Origin of the sequence: Pseudoalteromonas sp. NZS127_1, from assembly GCF_015864295.1 — a bacterium.
Classification (GTDB): domain Bacteria; phylum Pseudomonadota; class Gammaproteobacteria; order Enterobacterales; family Alteromonadaceae; genus Pseudoalteromonas; species Pseudoalteromonas arctica.
Genome location: NZ_JADYXO010000002.1, coordinates 149,237 through 167,431, shown reverse-complemented (window position 1 = coordinate 167,431; position 18,195 = coordinate 149,237). Strand labels below are relative to the sequence as shown.

18 protein-coding genes are annotated in these 18,195 nt (G+C 40.1%); 15 read left to right on the top strand and 3 right to left on the bottom strand.

Going from position 1 to position 18,195, the window contains the following annotated elements:
- Positions 1 to 137: 137 nt before the first annotated feature.
- The 3 genes from flgN to flgA form a co-directional block, all read right to left on the bottom strand.
- Positions 138 to 569, bottom strand: coding sequence for a flagellar protein FlgN (gene flgN, locus I6F50_RS03875; RefSeq protein ID WP_024589967.1), 432 nt, complete (start codon positions 567 to 569; stop codon positions 138 to 140).
- Positions 562 to 882 carry a flagellar biosynthesis anti-sigma factor FlgM gene (gene flgM / locus I6F50_RS03870; RefSeq protein WP_007581856.1) on the bottom strand — a complete coding sequence of 107 codons (321 nt, stop codon included), beginning with the start codon at positions 880 to 882 and terminating at the stop codon, positions 562 to 564. Before flgM ends, flgN begins: the two co-directional genes overlap by 8 nt.
- A gap of 76 nt (positions 883 to 958) precedes the next feature.
- Positions 959 to 1,666 carry a flagellar basal body P-ring formation chaperone FlgA gene (gene flgA, locus I6F50_RS03865; protein ID WP_165729499.1) on the bottom strand — a complete coding sequence of 236 codons (708 nt, stop codon included), beginning with the start codon at positions 1,664 to 1,666 and terminating at the stop codon, positions 959 to 961.
- A 140-nt stretch (positions 1,667 to 1,806) separates the two neighbouring features.
- Here flgA and I6F50_RS03860 point away from each other — a divergent pair, with 140 nt between their 5' ends.
- From I6F50_RS03860 to I6F50_RS20425, 15 genes are all read left to right on the top strand, one after another.
- Positions 1,807 to 2,739 carry a chemotaxis protein CheV gene (locus I6F50_RS03860; protein WP_007581858.1) on the top strand — a complete coding sequence of 311 codons (933 nt, stop codon included), beginning with the start codon at positions 1,807 to 1,809 and terminating at the stop codon, positions 2,737 to 2,739.
- Between the two features lie 20 nt (positions 2,740 to 2,759).
- Positions 2,760 to 3,590 (top strand): protein-glutamate O-methyltransferase CheR, encoded by an 831-nt coding sequence (locus I6F50_RS03855; RefSeq protein ID WP_007581859.1) that lies wholly within the window; start codon positions 2,760 to 2,762, stop codon positions 3,588 to 3,590.
- Between the two features lie 145 nt (positions 3,591 to 3,735).
- Positions 3,736 to 4,143, top strand: a complete 408-nt coding sequence (gene flgB, locus I6F50_RS03850) for a flagellar basal body rod protein FlgB (RefSeq protein WP_002959431.1) — start codon at positions 3,736 to 3,738, stop codon at positions 4,141 to 4,143.
- A gap of 5 nt (positions 4,144 to 4,148) precedes the next feature.
- Positions 4,149 to 4,580: a flagellar basal body rod protein FlgC gene (gene flgC / locus I6F50_RS03845; protein WP_007581860.1), complete on the top strand. Its 432-nt coding sequence runs from the start codon at positions 4,149 to 4,151 to the stop codon at positions 4,578 to 4,580.
- A gap of 13 nt (positions 4,581 to 4,593) precedes the next feature.
- Positions 4,594 to 5,274, top strand: coding sequence for a flagellar hook assembly protein FlgD (locus tag I6F50_RS03840; RefSeq protein WP_007581861.1), 681 nt, complete (start codon positions 4,594 to 4,596; stop codon positions 5,272 to 5,274).
- A 59-nt stretch (positions 5,275 to 5,333) separates the two neighbouring features.
- Positions 5,334 to 6,701 (top strand): flagellar hook protein FlgE, encoded by a 1,368-nt coding sequence (gene flgE / locus I6F50_RS03835; RefSeq protein ID WP_024592770.1) that lies wholly within the window; start codon positions 5,334 to 5,336, stop codon positions 6,699 to 6,701.
- A 157-nt stretch (positions 6,702 to 6,858) separates the two neighbouring features.
- The gene (locus tag I6F50_RS03830; protein ID WP_007581863.1) at positions 6,859 to 7,602 is read left to right on the top strand and encodes a flagellar basal body rod protein FlgF; all 744 of its coding nucleotides are present in this window, start codon (positions 6,859 to 6,861) and stop codon (positions 7,600 to 7,602) included.
- Between the two features lie 21 nt (positions 7,603 to 7,623).
- Positions 7,624 to 8,412, top strand: coding sequence for a flagellar basal-body rod protein FlgG (gene flgG, locus I6F50_RS03825; protein WP_002959420.1), 789 nt, complete (start codon positions 7,624 to 7,626; stop codon positions 8,410 to 8,412).
- Positions 8,413 to 8,428: 16 nt separating this feature from the next.
- Positions 8,429 to 9,112, top strand: a complete 684-nt coding sequence (flgH, locus tag I6F50_RS03820; protein WP_010553251.1) for a flagellar basal body L-ring protein FlgH — start codon at positions 8,429 to 8,431, stop codon at positions 9,110 to 9,112.
- Positions 9,113 to 9,123: 11 nt separating this feature from the next.
- Entirely contained in the window at positions 9,124 to 10,218 is a 1,095-nt protein-coding gene (locus I6F50_RS03815) for a flagellar basal body P-ring protein FlgI (protein WP_165729500.1), read from the top strand.
- Positions 10,219 to 10,384: 166 nt separating this feature from the next.
- Positions 10,385 to 11,401 (top strand): flagellar assembly peptidoglycan hydrolase FlgJ, encoded by a 1,017-nt coding sequence (flgJ, locus tag I6F50_RS03810; RefSeq protein ID WP_197160377.1) that lies wholly within the window; start codon positions 10,385 to 10,387, stop codon positions 11,399 to 11,401.
- A gap of 1 nt (position 11,402) precedes the next feature.
- Positions 11,403 to 13,403, top strand: coding sequence for a flagellar hook-associated protein FlgK (gene flgK / locus I6F50_RS03805; protein ID WP_197175339.1), 2,001 nt, complete (start codon positions 11,403 to 11,405; stop codon positions 13,401 to 13,403).
- A 2-nt stretch (positions 13,404 to 13,405) separates the two neighbouring features.
- A complete protein-coding gene (flgL, locus tag I6F50_RS03800) occupies positions 13,406 to 14,659 on the top strand; it encodes a flagellar hook-associated protein FlgL (protein ID WP_165740349.1) in 1,254 nt (417 codons plus the stop codon).
- 285 nt (positions 14,660 to 14,944) lie between these two features.
- On the top strand, positions 14,945 to 16,432 hold the full coding sequence (locus tag I6F50_RS03795; RefSeq protein WP_197175337.1) for a flagellin: 1,488 nt from the start codon (positions 14,945 to 14,947) through the stop codon (positions 16,430 to 16,432).
- Positions 16,433 to 16,767: 335 nt separating this feature from the next.
- Positions 16,768 to 18,168: a flagellin gene (locus I6F50_RS20425; protein WP_197175335.1), complete on the top strand. Its 1,401-nt coding sequence runs from the start codon at positions 16,768 to 16,770 to the stop codon at positions 18,166 to 18,168.
- Positions 18,169 to 18,195: the final 27 nt, after the last annotated feature.

The following is an 18,195-nucleotide window of genomic DNA, read 5'->3' as shown; positions in this document are numbered from 1 at the left end:
GCCCTCTTAATTATTTATTAAGGGGGCTTACATTATTAAGCAAATGGATATTATTTATAACGAAATTTAAGAACAAAGGACATTAAAAAATCCTTATTGATATATCAATAAGGCTTTTTTAATGTAAAATTTTGGGCTTACGCTTTTAAATTACGAACCAATTTACTCTCGGTATTTACAGATTTACCGGCTTGATCGTAGGTCATTGACGTTGGTGCGCCAATTAATATCTCTTTTAATTGTTTAACACTAAGTTGCGCTTGGCGGGCAGCATGAGCATTAACATTATTTTGTTTTTGGCATTGCGCAAGTTGAGTTTTAACTTGGCTTATTAGCTCAGATATTTCAGGATTTTGTGTATCGTTACTGGCAATAAGCTTACTTAGCTCTTTATCAAGAGTGCTTAGCTTAGTTAAAAAAGACATTTTTTGTTGGGTAATTTCTTTTAAACCAGCACCACGTCGTGAAGCAATAGCAGTAAGCTCGTCGTTTAATAGCGTATGCAAAGAATCTAAACAACTTACTTGTTGGTTTAGTTTTACGCTAATTAAACTATTATGATCAGCCATACACATTAAACTCAAAATCAGCTAAGTTTTTAGCAAGCTTTTCACTGTCCACTTGATATTTACCTTCGGTTATTGCTTTTTTAAGCTCAGCAACTTTATCGCTGTCAAATCCAGACGATTGCTGTGCTTTATCTTGAAGCGTTTTTAATTGCTGCGCTTGCGGCGTTAAGCTTACAGAGTCACTTGCTGCTTTAGGCGAAGGAGTCTGCGTCGCTTGTGTATTTGCGTTATCTTTTTTTAAATCAACTTGTTGTTGCTTTGCATTTGTTAACGCATTAGCTTGTTGATTACTGCCATTAACTTGATTAACCATAATAATAAACCCGTATATTACCCAACTTATGCCATGTTATCGGCATATACGTAGGATACTTTAGTATAAATCTAAATTAAATATTCACCTGAACAGACTCTACACCATCTACTCGCGCATTTAAAACTTTACCTGATTTTTTGTTTTTTATTTGTATTTGTTCGCCCAAAGTACCGTCTTCTAAAGCAATACCTGTGGTTTTAATTCTAAGGCCTCTAAGGTTAGCGTAAATATTAACAGAGTCACCTTTACACACCATACAAATTTGGTTTAGTAATACTGGCATACCACTTCTAATATTTCGTTTACTTCTGCTGCCTATTAGCATTGTGGGGTCATCTAAGTACTGTATTCGTACAAAGTGAGTTGGTTTCATTTCAATACTTAAATGCGATTTAGTTATTACTTCACCGCGGGATAAATTAGCGGTGGCAACAACAACTGGGGCCATTTCAACAACTCTTACATGAACGTATTGAGCCCACGTTTGCGCATCATTGCACTTAGCTTGTAAGGTTACTTGGCGGTTAAATGGTGGCTCATCGGATGTTGATAATTCAAGCTCAGTATTACAGACACGATCAGGAATGCGACTATCTAAAGGCAGTGCACTTAATTGAGTATTAGTATTTTGCAATGTACCAATCTGCTTAGCTATATAAGCAACGGCCATGTCTTGTAATAAATCTTTACTAAACACTTTAGCTTGCAAAGGGAATACAAAGCACAAGCTAGTAACAAAATAAAAAACACTGTATCTTCTGATTTTTTTTAACAAACTCATAATGTTTCGACTATGCTTATGGTTTCAAACAGGGTATAAATATTTTGCGTCAAAAAGTAGACGCACCCGCGATGTTATGTAGCTTTATAAATAGAAAGCAATTATCGTTCCGTATTATTTGTTTTCTTTAGGAGATTTGAATGGCAGGCATTTTAGACTCAGTAAACCAACGCACACAGTTGGTTGGGCAGAACCGCCTAGAATTACTTTTATTTAAGCTCAGAGGGCGTCAGCGTTTTGGTATTAATGTATTTAAAGTGAGAGAAGTGCTGCAATGCCCTCCACTAACAAGCATGCCAAAATCTAATCCGTATATTCGTGGTGTTGCACATATTCGTGGTCAAACTATTTCAGTAATTGATTTATCAATGGCTGTAGGTGGACGCCCAATCGACAACATTAAAGACAGCTTCATAATCATTGCTGAATACAATCGCTCTGTGCAAGGGTTTTTAGTGGGCGGAGTTGAACGTATTGTAAATATGAATTGGGAAAAAATAATGCCACCGCCATCAGGCGCTGGGCGTTATTCATATTTAACGGCAGTGACCGAAATCGAAAATGAATTAGTCGAAATTCTCGATGTAGAAAAAATTCTCAACGAAATTTGCCCAGTAAACACAGAAGTAAGTGCTGAAGTTGCACAAAGCGGCGATATTCAAAAAGATTTAGGCGAACGTATCGTATTTATTGCAGACGACTCTGCTGTTGCGCGTAATCAAGTTAAACGTGCCCTAGAGCCGTTAGGCGTGCAAACAGAGCTTGCCAAAAATGGTAAAGAAGCACTTATAAGATTAAAAGAAATAGCAGAGCTTGATTGTAAAAACGATATTACTGAGCGAGTAGCGTTACTTATCTCAGACGTTGAAATGCCAGAAATGGACGGCTATACCTTAACAGCTGAAATAAAAGCAGATCCCAAACTTGCACCTTTGCATGTTATTTTGCATACCTCTTTGAGTGGTGTTTTTAACCAGGCTATGATTGAAAAAGTCGGGGCAGATGACTTTATTGCTAAATTTAACCCAGACGAATTAGCAACAGCGGTTAAAAAGTGGGTTCATTGTGATTAACAAAAATAGGTGCTACTAACTTGAATAATAAAGATTTGCAGCAAAGTGAATACGACCAGTTTCGTTCGTTTTTAGAGCAGCAATGCGGCATTGTTTTAGGTGAAAACAAACAGTATTTAGTTAAAAGCCGACTTGCTCCGTTAATGACTCGATTTAATGTGGGATCTTTATCGGAGTTGGTTAGTAAAACTCTCGGGCCTCACGAGCGGCAATTAAGAGCCGCTGTGGTTGATGCAATGACCACAAACGAAACGTTGTGGTTTAGAGATCAATACCCGTTTGAGTTGCTCCAAAATAAGCTTTTTCCTGAGTTTAAAGACTTGAGAAGGCCTTTAAAAATTTGGTCTGCTGCCAGCTCATCAGGACAAGAACCCTATTCAATAGCTATGTCAGTAGCTGAATTTAATACTAAGCAACCTGGTGTGCTTCGTATGGGTGCACAAATTATTGGTACCGACATATCTAATACCATGCTTGATATGTGTAAAAATGCAGAATATGACGCGCTTGCACTTGCCAGAGGGTTATCTGCAGAGCGTCGTAAAAAGTTTTTTAAAGACAGCGGCAATGGTATGGCACAAGTAAACGATACAATAAAAAAACAAGTTAGTTTTAGGCACCTGAATTTGCTTGATTCTTACGCGTTAATGGGCAAGTTTGATATTATTTTTTGCCGTAATGTACTTATTTACTTTGCGCCTGAAATAAAAGCTAAAATTATTAATCAGTTTGCACAAGCATTAAACCCAAAAGGGTACTTATTTTTAGGAGCGTCAGAGTCCCTAACTGGTCTAAGTACTGAATTTGATATGGTTAGATGCAACCCCGGTATCATTTACCAAAAGAAATAACTAAGTTAATTCATTTCCCTAAAACGACGCACCAAGCGTCGTTTTTCTATTTAGATACATAGTCTTATAAAAATATAACACTTCCTAATATTAATGGCTTATTTTTTGCTTTATTCATGGGTAAGTCAATTTTTTGGAGAAGGTTATGGCTATCAGTTTTGATAAAGCATTAGGTGTGCATCCGCAAGCCATGTTGATCCGTTCACAGCGAGCTGAATTAATTGCAACTAATATAGCTAACGCTGATACGCCTGGCTATAAAGCAAAAGATATTGATTTTGCCTCTGCATTAAAAGCGGCAAGGTCAACCCAGCAAAGCGGCAATACTATGGTAAGAACTAATGATAAACACATTGGTGGAGGTACTCATAGTATGGGCAGTTCAGAATCATTTCGTTTGCCAAATCAATCAGATACAGGTGATGGTAACTCGGTTGATATACAAGTGGAACGAAACTTGTATACACAGAATGCTATGGAGTATCAGGCCAGCTTGCAATTTTTAAGCGGTAAATTTAAAGGCCTGAATAAAGCTCTCGGTAGTCAAGGATAAAAATTATGAGTTTATATAATGTTTTCGATATTGCAGGTTCGGGTATGAGCGCACAAAACGTTCGCTTAAATACTACAGCTAGTAATATTTCTAATGCTAATACCATTAGTTCATCTCAAGACAAAACGTACCGAGCGCGCCAACCTGTATTTGCGGCTGAGCTAACAAAGGCTTCAGCATCAGTAAGTAACCAACAGGGCTCCGCAGTTGGTGTTAAGGTTTTGGGCATTGTTGAAAGTAATGCACCATTACAAATTGAATATAACCCAAACCATCCAAGTGCGGATGAAAATGGCTATATCTATAAACCCAACGTCAATGTTGTAGAGGAGATGGCAAATATGATTTCTGCCTCTCGTTCTTACCAAACAAACGTGCAAGTTGCTGATGCAGCAAAGCAAATGCTAAGTAAAACACTGTTGCTAGGGCAGCGGTAACCGAGGGTAGGTTATGAGTAACGATATTAGTACATCTTCATCCTATTTAGACTCTATACGCTGGCAAGAATCGCAAGTAGCGACCAGTGATAATGAGAGTGATGCGTTAACACAAGAAGACTTTTTCTCTTTGTTAACTCAGCAATTATCGTTTCAAGATCCCAGTAACCCTGCGGATAACGATCAAATGATTGCGCAAATGACTAGTTTCACAATGGCGCAAGGCATTAGCGATTTAAATTCAAATTTTGATAGCTTAGCGTCATCTATGACATCAAATTCAGCTTTGCAAGCATCAACACTTGTTGGCAAGCAAGCTTTACTTGAGTCAAACACCTTAGATTTAAATGAAACTGGTGATGCCAGAGGCTCGGCAGTGGCAGAAGAAGCCGTTGATAACTTAAAAATTAAAGTGACAGATGCATCAGGTCAGCTAGTGAGAACTATTGATATGGGTTCTCAATCAGCAGGTGCAGTACGTTTTGCGTGGGATGGCAAAAATGAAGCCGGTGAGCGTTTACCTGAAGGTGAATACTCAGTAACCGCCGAAGGAAGTACTGACGGCGAATTTTCAAGCTTGCCCATTGCTACATTCAAGAACATTGAAAGCGTTAATATTAATGGCTCAAGTGGCATTATTATTAACACTAAAGAAGGTGCGGTTAGGCTGACAGATGTAGCAGAAATCGCGTAATAAATTTTAGTATTTTTCGCCTGCTAGCAGGCCACAGACTAACAGGTTAGAGGTGAATTATGAGCTTCAATATTGCATTAACCGGCCTTGCTGCCGCGCAAAAAGATTTAGACGTAACGGCAAATAATATTGCAAACGTTAATACCACAGGTTTTAAAGAGTCACGCGCTGAGTTTGCCGATGTTTACGCTTCATCAGTATTTAGCTCTGGTAAGACTAAAAATGGTGACGGTGTGCAAACAACCATGGTTGCGCAGCAGTTTCATCAAGGCTCACTGCAATTTACAAATAACTCACTTGATTTAGCAATCACTGGTGAAGGTTATTTTGCGATGACCGACGATTTATCTTCGCAAGATTTAACATATACACGTGCAGGTGCATTTAAGCTTAACCAAGATAACTTTATGGTTGACGCAAAAGGTAACTTTTTACAAGCATTCCCAGTTGATTCATCTACAGGTGATACAACGTCGGTAAGTTTGAGCACAACTGATCCAATTCAAATCCCTGATTCGTCTGGTTCACCTCGCGCAACAGAAAATGTATTTTTGTCGTTTAACTTAGATGCAACGGCGGATCCAACAGGTCTAGATTTTGACCCTGCTTCTAGTGGTACTTATAACTCATCTACGTCAACAACGGTATATGATTCACTAGGTGAACCACATATTTTACAATACTTTTTTGCTAAAGAAGATGATGCCGCAGCAGGTGGTACAGATAACAGTTGGGAAGTATACGCAACACTCGATGGCAAAGTAGTTGATGGCACAACTGGTGGAGAACAAACCGCGCCTTATACACCACTTACCACCCTTGGTTTTAACTCAAGTGGTTTACCATCAACAACAGGTGGTGTGGCAAATACAAATACAACTACTTTTGATGAAATACTACTACCAGCGGGTTCTGGTGCTGGTTTATCAACATTACTAGACAATGGTGCAACTTTCCCAGGTACTGGTATTGAGCTTAACTGGCGCGATGAAAATAACACGGCAGGACGTATCCCAACTCAGTATTCAAGTGGTTTTGAAGTAAAAGCACTCGATCAAGATGGCTCAACGGTTGGTCGTTTAGCCGGAATTGATATAGGAACAGACGGTAAAATTGTCGCTTCTTACAGTAATGGTGACTCAACATTCCTAGGCCAAGTGGCTATGGTACGTTTTCCAAATTCACAAGGGTTATCACAAGTGGGTGATACAAGCTGGAAGCAAAGTATTGATTCAGGTGAACCTGTAGCGGGTGAAGCTGGTTCGGGTACGTTTGGTGGAATTAACTCATCAGCACTTGAGCAATCAAATACTAACCTTACTAATGAGCTTGTAGACTTAATTACTGCACAGCGTAATTACCAAGCAAACTCACGTGCGCTTGAAGTTAACTCAACTATTCAGCAAAGTATTTTGCAGATTCGATAAGCTAAACCCTATTAAATATATGAGGCTGCATTTTTGCAGCCTTTTTTATAAGTCCTCTTTGCAAGCCCTTCTAAATACCTCTCAATGTTGCGTCAAATTTAATCTGGCATCTATTTTGCATTTGTAAGTTCAGAGATTTTTTATGTGAGTCGATACTATGGACAAAATGGTCTACATTGCGGCCTCTGGCGCTAAGCAAAGCCTACAAGGGCTTGCTTTAAAAGCCAATAATTTGGCAAATGCAAATACAACGGGTTTTAAAGCTGACTTTGCGCAGGCGCGTTCTATGCAAGCGTTTGGCGAAGGTTTGCCTACACGTGTATTTTCAATGCAAGAGCGTCCGGGTTCAAACATGGTATCGGGTGGCATTGTTCAAACCGGGCGAGACTTAGATATCGCAATGAGCGATAACGCATGGCTTGCTGTGCAAGATGCCTCCGGTAATGAAGCTTACACCAAAGTGGGTACGTTAAACGTTACAGCTCAAGGCATGCTCGTAACCAGCCACGGTCGTCAAGTTATTGGCGAAGGGGGACCTGTTATTTTACCCGTCCCAGTCGAAAAAATAGGGTTTAGCCAAGATGGCGCTATTCAAGTTCGACCACAAGGCGCCCCCGCTAACTTTTTAGAAGAAATAGACACGCTTAGAGTGGTAGAAGCAAATAGCTCACAGCTCGAAAAAGGTAACGATGGTTTATTTAGACCAAAAGCAAATGTAACAGTAGATACCTCTGCCAATGTAAAAGTTTTAAGTGGTTCGCTTGAAATGTCGAATGTGAACCCAGTTCACGAAATGGTCGACATGATAAGCCACCAGCGCCAATTTGAATTACAAGTGAAATTAATGAAAACAGCTGAAGAAATTGACGAGCGTCAAGATCAGCTGTTACGCATTGTTTAACTTTAAAGTGAGGACACGATTATGAATCCAGCATTGTGGATCAGTAAAACGGGGCTAGACGCCCAACAAACCGATATATCGGTTATTTCAAATAACTTAGCGAATGCGAGTACCGTAGGTTACAAAAAAAGTCGCGCTATATTTGAAGATTTACTTTATCAAAATATTAATCAGCCGGGCGGTCGTTCATCGCAAGATACCGAAATGCCATCGGGCCTAATGTTAGGTGCGGGTGCAAAAGTTGTAGCTAACCAAAAAGAGTTTACGCAAGGCAACATGTTGACCACCGAAAACTCACTAGATTGGATGATTTCTGGCGAAGGTTTTTTTGAAGTACTGCAACCAGATGGCAATATTGCTTACTCGCGCAACGGCCAGTTTACTACCGATGGCGATGGACGAATTGTTACATCGGGCGCAGGTTATGTGATTCAGCCAGAAATGAATGTACCAGATGACGCGCAATCAATTACGGTTTCGCAAGACGGCGAAGTATCTGTACGTGTTGCAGGCCAAGCCGATAACGTGGTCATTGGTCAGCTGACTATTAGTGATTTTATTAATCCGTCGGGTCTTGAGCCAATCGGTCAAAATCTTTATACCGAAACAGCTGTAAGTGGTGCGCCGGTACAAGGTAACCCTGGTGTTGAAGGGTTAGGTAGCATTATTCAAGGCTCACTCGAAACTTCAAACGTAAATGTAACTGAAGAGCTCGTAAATCTAATAGAAACTCAGCGTATTTACGAAATGAACTCAAAAGTAATTTCGGCCGTTGACGAAATGATGAGTTATATCAATCAACAGCTTTAATAGAGTAGGGGGAATTATGCGTAATATTATTTTATTTACAGCGGGCACGTTATTTTTAAGTGGCTGTATGTCTACGCAAAATAGTGAAGTAGTGCAGGACGACCCTTACTACGCACCTATGTACCCCGAGCCTATTTTAGAGCCGCTGGTAGCCACAGGTTCATTGTTTAATACTCATACATCAAACGACTTATATTCTGATAAAAAAGCGCTACGTACTGGCGATATAATTACGGTTAAATTGCAAGAGTCTACTCAAGCAACAAAAGCCGCTAAAACAGAAACAGACAAAGAAACCGACGCAAGCTTAGACCCAGTGATTGGCTTAGGTGGTCTACCTGTAAATATAGGTGGCGATAGTATTCAGTTTGGTATTGGTAGCGATTCGTCGTTTACGGGCGATTCAAAATCAAACCAGTCAAACAGCTTAGTGGGTGATATTTCGGTTAATGTAATGCGCGTTTTACCTAATGGTAACTTAGTTATACGCGGCGAAAAATGGCTAACGCTTAATACCGGTGAAGAGTTTATTCGTTTAGAAGGGCTAGTACGCCCTCAAGACGTAAGCGCCGATAATACGGTTGAATCAAATCGTATTGCTAATGCACGTATTCAATACTCAGGTAAAGGGCAAACGCAAGAAGCGCAAAGTCCTGGTTGGCTTACACGTTTCTTTAGCAGTTCGCTGTTTCCATTTTAGAGGGTAACAACATGAATAGCCTTAAAGCTTTATGTTTAGTTGCGTTATTGGGTTGGCAGTTTACTGCCAGTGCTGAGCGCATAAAAGATGTGTCTATGGTTGAGGGCGTGCGCTCTAACCAATTAGTTGGTTATGGCTTAGTGGTTGGTTTACCGGGCACTGGTGAGCAAAACTCATATACACAACAAAGTTTTAGAGGCATGTTGAACAGCTTTGGTATTACGCTGCCTTCAACTCAAAGTCCTAAAATTAAAAATGTTGCCGCTGTTGCTGTGCATGCAGAATTACCCGCATTTAGAAAGCCCGGGCAAACAATAGATATTACGGTTTCTTCTATTGGTAGTGCAGGCAGTTTACGTGGCGGTACTTTACTACAAACTTTTTTAAAGGGTGTAGACGGTAACGTGTATGCAATTGCACAAGGAAGCTTAATTGTTGGTGGCTTAGGCGCACAAGGCCTTGATGGTAGTAAGGTTGTAATTAATACCCCTACAGTTGGTCGTATACCAAATGGCGCAACAGTTGAACGCACTGTAGAAAGCCCATTTATGCAAGGCGATTACATTACCTTCAACCTAAACCGTCCAGACTTTACAACGGCAAAACGCCTAGAAAAAACAATTAATGACTTAGTTGGCCCAAATAGCGCACAAGCAATTGATTCTGTTTCTATCCGTGTTATTGCACCACGCGATGCATCCCAGCGTGTATCGTACTTATCGACACTCGAAAACTTAGAATTTAAACCAGCTGACATGGCCGCTAAAATTATAGTTAACTCGCGCACCGGTACAATTGTTATTGGCAAAAACGTTAAGCTTCAGCCTGCGGCTATAACTCACGGTGGCTTAACAGTAACAATTGCAGAGCAACAAAATGTGTCACAACCAAACCCGCTAGCAAACGGTGATACAGTTGTCACACAGCAAAGTATTATTGATGTAAACCAAGACGACTCGCGCGCCTTTGTATTTAATCCAGGTGTAAGCCTTGACGATTTAGTTCGCGCAATTAACGAAGTAGGCGCAGCGCCTGGTGACTTAATGGCTATTTTAGAAGCACTAAAAGAAGCCGGCGCAATTAACGGACAGTTAGTTGTTATATAAATAACCCAAGTCAATAAATAACGTATTACTTAAGCCCTATATTTTTGAAGCTAGGGCTTTTTATTTACAGCAACTTAAGTTTATTATTTTTATCTTCCTTGTTTTATCGGTAGTGGCTCAATTTTTGCATTTTTAACTGCATTATTCATTTTGTGTCAAAAAGCCGATGGAAACTAATCACCTCGATAAACAAAACTTTTTTGATTTAGGCAACTTAGATTCACTTCGTAAAGAAGCCTTAACGAGTGGCGATGCATCAACTGATGCCTCTAAAGCTGCGCTCAAAAAAGCGGCCGCACAATTTGAAGCCATTTTTACGCAAATGTTGCTCAAAGGAATGCGCAAAGCTAACGAAGCATTTGAAGACAAAGACAGTCCATTTAATTCAAGTGGCGTAAAGTTTTTTGAAGAAATGCACGATCAGCAACTTTCAACAGAGCTTTCATCAAATGGCTCGTTAGGCCTTGCCGATTTAATTGTTCAGCAGTTATCGCCTGAGTCTAAAAACTTTATGCCAGGCTCTGTGCTTAGAACAACCAACGATATTTTTAGCGATACGCAAGTCGGATCCGCTCTTCCTCATGAGCAAAAAAATAAGCAACCCGATCTTATCGTTAAGAGTACTAAAGCCGATATTGCTGAGCCTAAAGTCGATACTACAGAGTCTAAAACCGATAGCCCAACATTTAAAAATGCAGAAGAGTTTGTAAGTTCAGTGTGGGAACACGCTAAAACTGCAGCGCAAAAAATAGGTTTAAACCCAGCGGTAATGGTTGCTCAAGCGGCACTTGAAACCGGTTGGGGTAAACACATTATTAATAAAAGTGACGGTGGCAGCTCAAATAACTTATTTAATATTAAGTCAGATAAAAGCTGGGAAGGCGATAAAGCAAGCAAAGTAACGCTTGAGTTTGAACAAGGCACACCCGTTAAAAAACAAGCCAGCTTTAGAGCCTACGATTCAATTAAAGATAGCGTGAACGACTTCGTTGATTTTTTAACGCAAAACCCACGCTACAAAGAAGCATTACAAAATACAGCAAAACCAAACGACTTTTTAGATTCATTACAAAAAGCAGGTTATGCAACCGATCCAAATTATGCCAGCAAAATAAAAAAAGTACTCAATAGCAGTCAGCTAAAAGACATTGCGGCAAACGTGATCCGCCAAGGAGTAGAGTAACATGTCGTTTAATTTATTAAACATTGCCAGTTCTGGGGTTAGAGCAAGCTCGGAGCTATTGCAAACGACAAGTAAAAATATCGCCAATGTAAATACCGTAGGCTACGTACGTGAGCGTACTGAATTTACCACTATGGTTGATAACCAAGTAGGGCGAGGCGAAACATACCGATTACTAAACGAGTTTGCTCAGTCACAGCTAAATCGTGACACCTCTAATAAATCGTTTTTCGATCAGTTTATTACTGAGGCTAATCGAGTTGATACTATTTTTTCTGAAGAGTCGAACAACCTTTCGACCGGAATTAACTCTTTATTTAATAACGTGCAAGAAGCGCTTAATCAGCCGTCATCTACCGTTGCCCGCTCATTAGTAATGACAGATGCGCAAAGCTTAATTGATCAAATGGATAGACTTTCGGGCATCGTGCTTGATCAAAAAAGTGTAGTGAACGAGCAGCTCGAAATATTTTCAGATGAAGCAAACTCACTAATTCAAAGTATTAGCACGCTAAATCAAAATATTGCAGCAGTTAATGGCACTAATAACGCCGCAGATGCGAGCTCTACCTATAACGAACGCGATAAAGCAATACGCGACTTATCAGAGCTAATAGACATAGAAACGCTTGATGGTCCAAATGGCGAAAAACTCGTTTTTATGGGCACAGGCGAAGCGGTGGTTATGCAAAATGGCGCATTTAACTTATTTTCGATGACAGGCGACCCCGATCCTAATTTTAAAGAATTCACGCTTGACGTTAATGGTGGCAAAGCAGTGCCGCTTGAAGTTGATGTAAGTAAGCTTAAAGGAAAAATTGGCGGCTTACTTGCTTTTAGAGATGACATATTAGTCCCTGCGCAAAACCAAATTGGTCAAATGGGCTTAGCGATAGCTGATGCATTTAACGAACAAAACAAATTGGGTATGGATGCAACAGGTCAGCTAGGGGGTAATATTTTTAATATTCCTACCGTTGGCGCTTATGCGTATCAAGCTAACACAGGTACTGCCGGTATGACTGCAACGGTAGAGCCAGGTAAGGGCAGTGAACTCCCTGCCAGTGACTTTATTATTACCTATACAGGCAATGCTAATGAAGTAAGTATTCAGCCTATAGATAACAAAGGCGATCCGTTAGGGCAGCCTTCACTTGCTGATATATCGTCAGGTGTTATTGATTCATCGACTACTACTGGAGAATCATTTGGTCTTCAAGTAAATGTATCTGGGGCAGGTGTTGAGGGTGATCAGTTTCAAATAAAGCTTAATTCAGATGCCGCTTCAAGTATTACACTTGCAACAGGGCGCGCAGAAGATTTAGCACTAGCATCGCCAATTCGTACTGCTAACGATTTAAATAATATAGGTACCGCTACTATTTCAGCTGGAGAAGTAACAAGTGTTACCTCTGGTGGATTTACTTCAACACCAAGCTTAACTAACGGCGAAATAACGCTTGTTAAAACAGGTAATGCTAACGAATATCAAATTACAGATAATAGCGGAACGAATACTTTTACTATTACGCCTCCTGCAAAAGGAATGTTATCGCAAGCGGGCGCTCCATTTGATACCTACGGATTCGATTTTGATATAGAAGGTACACCAGCAACAGGCGATACCTTTACACTTGAGTTTAACGAAGGCGGCTTTGATGATAACCGTAATGGTTTAAAATTAGCTGATTTACAAAATGGTGAATTAGTCCGTCTAAACGTAGAAACAACAGCAACGGCCGACAACCATAAAACGTTCAACCAAGCTTATTCAGGATTAGTGAGTGATATAGGTGTTATAACTGGCCAAGCAATCACAAGTGGGGCTGCATTTGACGCTCTAGCACAGCAATCTGAGGCATGGTATGAATCACTATCTGGAGTAAACCTTGATGAAGAGGCCGCAAATTTACTGCGTTTTCAACAATCATATTCAGCATCAGCACAAGTTTTAGCAGCAGCTCAAGAAATTTTTGACACCTTATTAAATGCGGCGAGGTAATTATGCGTTTATCAAATAATTTAATGTACCAAAACAACATAAATAAAATACTCGACAACCAACAAGGTGTTGCAAATGCTCAAGAGCGAGTAACTACAGGTGAAAAGTATTTAACTACCTCAGAAGCGCCAGCTGCTATTTCGCAAGGAATGCTATATTCAAATAAAATACAAACAAACGAGCAATATACAAAAAATATTGCTCAGCTAAGTGGACGCCTCGAAACAGAGGAAACCATATTGCAAAGTATAAATACCAATATTCAACAAGCGCAAGAACTCACTATTCAAGCTGGTAATGGTGCGTACACTAAAGACGATTTAAAATCGATTGCATCAGAACTTAGCGGCATTCAACAAACGTTAGCTAACTTAATGAACACCCGATCAGAAGACGGTAAATTTATATTTTCAGGATACCAAGACAGTACGCAGCCATATCAGTTTGATTCTGCAGCGGGTGAGTACACCTATAATGGCGACCAAGGCCAGCACCAAATAACTATAGCTGAAGGTGTATCGATTAAAGCGAGTGATAACGGTTTTGATACGTTTGAAAAAACTAACGCGCGATTAAATGTAGAATCTAACACGGCAAGTGTTTCAGGCTCTATTACAGCGGCAAGTGTATATGTTGACGGCCAAGCTGAGTTTGATAAATTTCATCAAGCAAATTACAACGCAGACCCAACAGCTTCAGCAACAGCAAATACTTATAGTGTATTAGTAAGCCCAGGTGCTACAGCAACTGATCCACAAACCTACGAAATATACCGAGACGGCGCAGCACTAACCCCCGCAGTAACGGGTGAGGTTACAGATGAGCCAATCGATTTTGCAGGTATGAAGATTGAATTTGAAGGTTCAGCACCTGGGCAGCTTGATTTTAGCCTTGAAAAGCCAGGCAAAGAAAACGTACTCAATACATTACAATCACTTATTACAGGTTTAAATGATGGCACACTTGAAGGTGATGATTTTCAAGAAGTGTTAGCCGATGGCTTAGTGCAATTACAAAATGCCAGTGAACAAGTTGTGTTTACCCAAGCAAGTTTAGGTGGGCGTATGAACGCAGTTGATAGCGTTAGCGACTCTAACCTTGCACAAGATATTCAAAACAAAAGTAACCTTTCTGATTTAGTCGAAGTAGACATGGCAGAAGCTATTAGCGAACTAACCAAACAAGAAACGGCACTGCAAGCATCGCAAGCAACTTTTGGCCGTTTAACTAACCTCTCGTTATTCGATTACTTATAAGCAAGTTATAAGCAGATTATAAGCAGAAATACCTTGCCGCTTTACCTACTTTAAAGCGGCAATAACTATCTACAAAATTGCGGCAAAAAAATGTCACTCCCACCGAAACAACTTCACTCTTTATTTACAATTTAACAAGCTGTATATTTATCATTAAAAACAATGAGTTAGAAATAAATTAAAGTTGGCACAGTAAATGCTTTTCTTATTATAAGAAATTATCGAACAGTGGTTCCTGTTAAATCGTGTTGAACCACACTCTGTTTAAACCTAGGAGATGGTAAAATGGCATTAACAGTAAATACTAATGTGTCGTCACTAAACGCACAACGTAACTTAACTAAATCAGGTGAAGGCTTAGCAACTTCGATGGAGCGTTTATCATCAGGTATGCGTATCAATAGCGCAAAAGATGATGCCGCAGGTCTACAAATTTCAAACAGATTAACATCGCAAATAAATGGCCTAGCAGTTGCTCAACGAAATGCTAATGATGGTATTTCAATGGCGCAAACAGCTGAAGGTGCAATGAGTGAATCAACAAGTATTTTACAAAGAATGCGTGAACTTGCACTTCAATCAGCAAACGGATCTAATTCACCAGAAGATCGTGAAGCGCTGCAAAAAGAAGTATCAGCTTTACAGGTTGAATTGACACGTATAGCCGATACCACCTCATTTGGTGGACAACAATTATTAGATGGCAGCTACGGTAGCAAAACATTTCAGGTTGGCGCTAACGCTAACGAAACAATAAATGTATCACTTTCAAGTGTGGCAGCAGAAAAAATCGGTGCAAATCAAACTAACCTGCAATCTGCAACTACTGTCGATGGTTTTGGTCAAGTAAATGAAACGGGCACCGGTACGCTTGCTGCAAGTACAATAGCATATGGTAATTTAGCAATCTCTGGAAGAGAAGACTCTACTGTAGCTATTCCAGCTGGCGCTAGTGCTGAAGAGGCTGCTGATTTAATAAATCAGGTAACAGGTGCTACAGGTGTTTCAGCACAAGCCAGAACAGAAGCGCGTTTAGATATTACGGGCACACAAACGACAGCAGGTGAGTCTGTCAGTTTTGAGTTGAACGGCGAAAAAGTGTCATTTGTAGCAACAGGAACTGCAACAGGTGACGAACAAGCAATGGCTGAAGCTATTAACAGTAGAACAGATGAGCATGGTGTTACAGCCACTATTGATAATGGTGTGCTGTCTGTTTCAGATAATAGTGGTGCAAATATTGAAATTGTTGGTTTTACTGGCGGCACGGGTTCTACCTTAGGTATTATCCCCCAAGGCTATGATGGCACAGATGGTGATACAGTTACTATTGCAACAGGCGGAACTGACTCAGGCAGAATAGCTGGAGCTATCCAATTAAATTCATCAGATACCTTTAGCACAACAGGTACTACTTTTGTTGATGCTGTTAATACTAAAGTAACAAGTGCTTTAGAAAATGCAGCGGATATTGATATTACCAGCCAAAAAGGGTCGCAGGATGCATTATCAGTAATTGATAACGCAATAGCTAATATTGACTCTCAACGTGCAGGTTTAGGTGCGGTACAAAACCGCTTTAGTCATACAATTAGTAACCTTGCTAATATTGCTGAAAATGTATCTGCATCACGCAGCCGTATTCAAGATACCGACTTCGCAGTAGAGACTGCGCATATGACTAAAAATCAAATCTTGCAACAGGCGGGCACGTCAATCTTATCGCAAGCAAACCAAGTGCCACAAGCCGCGATTAGTTTACTAGGCGGTTAATTAAACTAACAGCATTTTTTTGTATTAGAAAAGCGCAATTTATTGCGCTTTTTTTGTTTTTTATTATTTGATTTTTTATTAAACCATTTTGAATTATGCGTTTAACTTACTTTTGTACAATTTATTAAATAAAAACTAAAGGTATTTTACTTCCTGCCGTTAAGTTAATCAGTAAGGGGCTTGTACATAAATTTGTTACGGCTCTTGGTTAAATCAAAACAGTACTTTTACGAAAGTAATCAGGAGTTTTCTTATGATTTCAGTAAACACAAATGTATCTTCATTAAACGCACAACGTAACCTATCTCAATCAGGTTCTGATTTAGCGACNATCAATGGAGCGTTTATCATCGGGTATGCGTATTAACAGCGCAAAAGATGATGCGGCAGGCCTACAAATTTCAAATCGTTTAACATCACAAGTAAATGGTTTAGGCGTAGCTCAAAGAAATGCAAACGATGGTATTTCAATGGCGCAAACAGCTGAAGGCGCAATGAGTGAGTCTACAAGTATTTTACAACGTATGCGTGAACTAGCACTACAATCAGCGAATGGTTCAAATTCATCAGAAGACCGTGAAGCGCTACAAAAAGAAGTATCAGCTTTATCAACAGAGCTAACACGTATTTCAGATACGACTTCGTTTGGTGGTCAGCAATTATTGAACGGCAGCTTCGGTTCAAAATCATTCCAAATTGGTTCAAATGCAAACGAAACAATTAACGTATCATTGTCTAGTGTAGCGGCAGAAAAAATTGGGTCTAACCAAGTTAATTTACAATCAGCAGCAGCTGATGGTTTTGGTCAAGCTGCAGCTGCAACAGCTGCTTTAGCTGGTAGTGCTGTTGCTGGTGGTACATATGACATTTCTGGGCGTAATGACGCTCAAGTTACTATTGCTGCTGGTGCGAGTGCTGAAGATGCCGCTGCCGCGATTAACAGTGTAACGAGCTCGACAGGTGTTACAGCTCAAGCAAGAACTGAAGCTGGCTTATCTCTTTCTGCGCTAGCTGCTGAAGATGAATCTGTAAGTTTTGAACTTAATGGCGAAAAGCTATCATTTGTTGGTACTGGTACTAAAGCTGGTGATGAGCAAGCATTAGCAGAGGCCATTAACAGTGCTACTGATGATCATGGTGTTACAGCAACAATTGAAAATGGTGCTCTTTCTGTATCAAATAATAACGGCGCAGATATTACATTTGCAGGTTTAACCGACAGCGCTGGTACGCCAACAGTTGAACTTGATGTTACTCCAGAAGGTTATGATGGGACCGCTGGTACAGCCGTAACATTAAATACAGCAGCTGGTGCAACTAGAGTGTCAGGTGCTGTTCAGTTGAATTCTTCAGAAACATTTAGTGCTAAAGCAAGCGATGCGTCTTTAGCCGCCGGTACAACTGATGTAACAAGTAAGCTAAATGATGTTTCTGACGTTGATATTACAAGCCAAAAGGGCTCGCAAGATGCGCTAGCAATTATTGATAACGCGATTGCAAACATCGACTCACAACGAGCGAGCTTAGGTGCGGTTCAAAATCGTTTTGACCACACAATAAGTAACTTAGCAAATATTTCTGAGAACGTATCTGCATCACGTAGCCGAATTCAAGACACTGACTTTGCAACAGAAACTGCAGAGATGACGAAAAACCAAATATTGCAACAAGCAGGTACATCAATTTTGTCGCAAGCGAATCAGTTGCCACAAACAGCACTTAGCTTATTAGGTTAATAGGTCAAGCGTTAGCTTAATGGTTAG

What these genes read in the sequence shown, in the direction of transcription:
- flgN (WP_024589967.1), bottom strand. Translation starts at nt 569, where the DNA reads ATGGCTGATCATAATAGTTTAATTAGCGTAAAACTAAACCAACAAGTA.
- flgM (WP_007581856.1), bottom strand. Translation starts at nt 882, where the DNA reads ATGGTTAATCAAGTTAATGGCAGTAATCAACAAGCTAATGCGTTAACA.
- flgA (WP_165729499.1), bottom strand. Translation starts at nt 1,666, where the DNA reads ATGAGTTTGTTAAAAAAAATCAGAAGATACAGTGTTTTTTATTTTGTT.
- I6F50_RS03860 (WP_007581858.1), top strand. Translation starts at nt 1,807, where the DNA reads ATGGCAGGCATTTTAGACTCAGTAAACCAACGCACACAGTTGGTTGGG.
- flgB (WP_002959431.1), top strand. Translation starts at nt 3,736, where the DNA reads ATGGCTATCAGTTTTGATAAAGCATTAGGTGTGCATCCGCAAGCCATG.
- flgC (WP_007581860.1), top strand. Translation starts at nt 4,149, where the DNA reads ATGAGTTTATATAATGTTTTCGATATTGCAGGTTCGGGTATGAGCGCA.
- I6F50_RS03840 (WP_007581861.1), top strand. Translation starts at nt 4,594, where the DNA reads ATGAGTAACGATATTAGTACATCTTCATCCTATTTAGACTCTATACGC.
- flgE (WP_024592770.1), top strand. Translation starts at nt 5,334, where the DNA reads ATGAGCTTCAATATTGCATTAACCGGCCTTGCTGCCGCGCAAAAAGAT.
- I6F50_RS03830 (WP_007581863.1), top strand. Translation starts at nt 6,859, where the DNA reads ATGGACAAAATGGTCTACATTGCGGCCTCTGGCGCTAAGCAAAGCCTA.
- flgG (WP_002959420.1), top strand. Translation starts at nt 7,624, where the DNA reads ATGAATCCAGCATTGTGGATCAGTAAAACGGGGCTAGACGCCCAACAA.
- flgH (WP_010553251.1), top strand. Translation starts at nt 8,429, where the DNA reads ATGCGTAATATTATTTTATTTACAGCGGGCACGTTATTTTTAAGTGGC.
- I6F50_RS03815 (WP_165729500.1), top strand. Translation starts at nt 9,124, where the DNA reads ATGAATAGCCTTAAAGCTTTATGTTTAGTTGCGTTATTGGGTTGGCAG.
- flgJ (WP_197160377.1), top strand. Translation starts at nt 10,385, where the DNA reads ATGGAAACTAATCACCTCGATAAACAAAACTTTTTTGATTTAGGCAAC.
- flgK (WP_197175339.1), top strand. Translation starts at nt 11,403, where the DNA reads ATGTCGTTTAATTTATTAAACATTGCCAGTTCTGGGGTTAGAGCAAGC.
- flgL (WP_165740349.1), top strand. Translation starts at nt 13,406, where the DNA reads ATGCGTTTATCAAATAATTTAATGTACCAAAACAACATAAATAAAATA.
- I6F50_RS03795 (WP_197175337.1), top strand. Translation starts at nt 14,945, where the DNA reads ATGGCATTAACAGTAAATACTAATGTGTCGTCACTAAACGCACAACGT.
- I6F50_RS20425 (WP_197175335.1), top strand. Translation starts at nt 16,768, where the DNA reads ATGGAGCGTTTATCATCGGGTATGCGTATTAACAGCGCAAAAGATGAT.